Source organism: Spongiibacter pelagi, assembly GCF_014705705.1.
Lineage (GTDB): Bacteria > Pseudomonadota > Gammaproteobacteria > Pseudomonadales > Spongiibacteraceae > Spongiibacter > Spongiibacter pelagi.
The window spans coordinates 1-3457 of the sequence record NZ_JACXLD010000031.1; the positions used below are offsets into that span (position 1 = coordinate 1).

Below are 3457 nucleotides of genomic sequence, written 5' to 3' on the forward strand. Positions count from 1 at the left end.
GAGTGGCTCTGGATGTACAACAATGAACGGCCCAACTCGGCGATAGGAGGCATACCTCCAAGACAACTGCTAAAAGCAGCTTAAATTCTACGAATAGCTGTTGCGGTAAATGGGGGGATTACATAAGCAGCGCTTCGAAAAAATTTTGGCAATCGATATATATAAACCACCGCGTTATTCTCTGAAGGCCGCAAGGGCTGATACATAGGCCCAGGAGCAGAGCAACCAATCAATGCTGTTACCATTGCAATCAATACGGTAAATTTTTTCATTTTTGCTCTTGAACTCGAATAATTATTCTTTATACGTTTGCCTTTGGGCTCAGCAACATTTGTGATGCCAATCCAGCAGTGAAAAAACAGCTACTTGTTAACTATTCACCCACTTTGGTTTTACCCAGATAACTACTTTTACGCCAGAAGCTTCCGCCGGCTCACCATTGACTATTTTCGGAATGTAACGAAGCATAGCGGCAAGTTTTAATGCCTCGAAAACCGCGCGTTTACTTGCACTACTTTTCTCCGCAATTATATTTAGCGGAATTCCACCGGCATCAATATCAAACACGACTGGGACGGGAATCGCGGAGTCACTTTTGTCGAGATAACTAAAATCGAGAACAAGTTTCGCGTCCCCGTCTTTTCTGTGCAATGCAACAGCATCAGGGAGCTCTTGATATGCCTCTCTTGCACATTCTTCTTTACCAATAGAAGCACATAACTTGATCAGTGACGCTATATCCCTAATTTCCAAAGCGGCGTTGTCAGTTTTGATGTCTGCCGCTTTGCGATAGTAGATTATGGATTGCTCATAATCTTTGAGGCCAGAAAGTATCGATCCTTTAAATCCATATATCATTTTCTTATCAATCGGATCTACATACTTACTCCCTATGCCTTCTTCTACATGGTCTATACGCAACTTCGCCAGCTTGTAATCGCCTGCCTGATAAATTTCTTCAATGGGCAGTAAATCACCATATAAATTCTTAGATATAGCTGCTGCACAGGCTGTACACAGTACAAATACAAATAAGAGCAAATTTTTCATTTAACATGACTCCGCCAATTGTGCGCTTAACTCATCATTTACAGCATTATCTCGAAATGCTCCATGTAAATTTTCTATGGAACCCTGCCGCACCATTTTCCGTTTTGGTGTAAATAGAATTCTCCAGTGCTTCGACCCCTGCCGCATCAAAAACGCCTTTTGGAATCGACGTTACCACAACAATATTTATAGGCTTCCCCTCCGGGGTTACATCAAAAGCCATCACAACCATGCCCTCAACATTATTATCCCAAGCCGCCCGAGGGTAATAAGGAGGAGTAGCTTTAAGCACATACGGCATCCCCGTCTCTTCAAGTTCCCTTTTCTTTTCTGGGCTTGGCTGTGTTGGTGTCCATGAAAATTTGATTTCAGGGCAGACTGAAAAACTATGGCACGGCGGCTGAGAAGCACAGCCCACCATTAAAATCACAAGAAAAATCGCTATCATTCCATTACGCATACGAACGCTTCCTTATACGAATAACCTTATTGAGCCACACCAGCGCTTGTTCTCGCCTTCAATTCCTTAGCAAGCTGGACATTCAAATCTTCTAGACAATGCAAAATTGCAATCCCGGCATCGCCTGCTGCTTGAAACTTGTAATCCAGCTTACGCTTGTACGAAGCAAATAGCGCTTTGTCGTCTTCTGTAATCTCTTCGTTTGTACCACGCCCAGTTACTGAGAACTCAGACCCTGAGTAAGTCACACCGTAGGTAATTTTGATATCTGTATTCGTACTAGAAAATGTAGTGGCCGGAACTTGTGCATAAAACTTATCTAAAGCCGGTCTGATAATTACTTTGTAATCTGAAGCTTCATAATCAGGAACAATATCAGCAACGGCAAATCGATTTCTCAAAGACTTTTCGATCATCAGGGGTAATACGTCTCCCAACGGATAAATCCAAGTAGTGAATAGTTGAGAAGTTTTGTAAGCCTGCTGCAAAAAAAGATCGTCAACAACAATGGCAACCGTTAAATTCGACTTAACAATATTCGCTTCGTATGAGACGACCGGAATAGGTATACGTGGAGTTGCACACCCGACTGTAAAAAATGCAATTATTATTGAAAAAAATATTTTAATTTTGCTTAACAAGACAACCTCCGTGTACCACCCCAGATAAAACCATTTGTTATCGACCAACCAAAAGAATAGCTAGGGAAATAACATTTCCTTAGTTTCCACAGCAAATGGATAACCTTTTTGTACCGCCAGTTCTATTATTCTTTTTGATTCTTCAAGATCTCTTCTCGTTCCTTGGCCATTAAAATACATTACACCAAGCTGTACAGAGCAAAGAGGATCGCCCAATTCACTGGCCTCCTTGATCAGTTCAAAAGCCTTGAAATGATCTGGCGGATTTCCATCTTGACCATTCAAGTAAATCATACTGAGAAGGCACTTCCCGACTGCACTACCATTAGAGGATGATCTTTCAAGCCATATTTTTGATTCTTTGATACTCGGAGGAACACCCATCCCTTGTGAGTATAGCTTCCCCAAATGCGCCTGCGCCTGAGCACACCCTTTTTCGGCTAATATTTTGGTGTATTTTGCCGCTAACTGCTGATTTGGCTTAACCCCATTGCCTCCCTGAGAATACATTCCGATCAAAACCGCTTGGGCTTCAGAGTCACCTTTTTCAGCGCATGCCTGTATTTCTTCAATTGGAGCACCGCCGGGAGGTAAGCAGGCCCCCCTCTCTATCAAATATCCTGAGAGTTTGCAGTTAGGGCTGTGAACAACACAAAATTCGAGACTAGGAGTGTAGTGATTCTCATTGGGTCAATTTCCTTTTGTACCTGGCTGGCTCGCATCCCAGCACTCAACACTTTTTATAGCAGACTACCGCAAGGAGTGGCCAGTAACCGGGAGGCTGAAGCATTCACTAAATGCTGATATGCGCAAATTACTAGGCCAATCAAGCCATAAAATTTTCGTCTTAAGAGCAACGACTTGTCATAGAACAAGAATCATACAGAAAAATTAAATTAATTTCTTTATTTATCAATAGGTTACAATCAACACAATAGCTGTGACGGATTCAAAAGCGGTAGTATGTGCTTTTAAATTCACGCAAGCTGCTGATTTTAAAGGATTTAAAAAATTTTAACGGCTATTTCACCTTGTCATAGGTTGTCATAGTCTGACATAGCTTCACGATTTCTAACCAAAAGCGTGAAGCAGGTTGAGATACTGAGTACCTTAACCAAGCACATGATTTTCATCGACGCGTTCTACGCTCGAAAACAGGTTATGTGCCGGAGTGGTGAAATTGGGTAAGCGCTCAACAAACCCCGCTCTTGCGCTCAGTCGTTTTCTAATCTCCCGTCGATAACAGGCGACTGCCCCGCATCTTTTATCGCCGAGAGCAGATGTGGTGACACATTCCAGCGCTGCC

At 42.6% G+C, this 3457-nt stretch carries 6 protein-coding genes; all 6 read right to left on the reverse strand.

The window, feature by feature from the left end; translation table 11 throughout:
- Positions 1–80 precede the first annotated feature (80 nt).
- The gene (locus IB286_RS15190; protein WP_190766996.1) at positions 81–272 is read right to left on the reverse strand and encodes a hypothetical protein; all 192 of its coding nucleotides are present in this window, start codon (positions 270–272) and stop codon (positions 81–83) included.
- 97 nt (positions 273–369) lie between these two features.
- Positions 370–1050, reverse strand: a complete 681-nt coding sequence (locus IB286_RS15195; protein WP_190766998.1) for an energy transducer TonB — start codon at positions 1048–1050, stop codon at positions 370–372.
- Between the two features lie 46 nt (positions 1051–1096).
- A complete protein-coding gene (locus IB286_RS15200) occupies positions 1097–1510 on the reverse strand; it encodes a TonB family protein (protein ID WP_190767000.1) in 414 nt (137 codons plus the stop codon).
- Positions 1511–1536: 26 nt separating this feature from the next.
- Positions 1537–2151 carry a hypothetical protein gene (locus IB286_RS15205; protein WP_190767001.1) on the reverse strand — a complete coding sequence of 205 codons (615 nt, stop codon included), beginning with the start codon at positions 2149–2151 and terminating at the stop codon, positions 1537–1539.
- A gap of 60 nt (positions 2152–2211) precedes the next feature.
- Complete coding sequence (locus tag IB286_RS15210; protein ID WP_190767003.1) at positions 2212–2766, reverse strand: tetratricopeptide repeat protein; 555 nt, start codon at positions 2764–2766, stop codon at positions 2212–2214.
- A 495-nt stretch (positions 2767–3261) separates the two neighbouring features.
- A partial coding sequence (locus IB286_RS15590; protein ID WP_223826458.1) for a hypothetical protein occupies positions 3262–3457 on the reverse strand: 196 nt, incomplete at its 5' end.

Coding starts and splice junctions, on each gene's coding strand:
- IB286_RS15190 (WP_190766996.1), bottom strand. CDS start 272: ATGAAAAAATTTACCGTATTGATTGCAATGGTAACAGCATTGATTGGT.
- IB286_RS15195 (WP_190766998.1), bottom strand. CDS start 1,050: ATGAAAAATTTGCTCTTATTTGTATTTGTACTGTGTACAGCCTGTGCA.
- IB286_RS15200 (WP_190767000.1), bottom strand. CDS start 1,510: ATGCGTAATGGAATGATAGCGATTTTTCTTGTGATTTTAATGGTGGGC.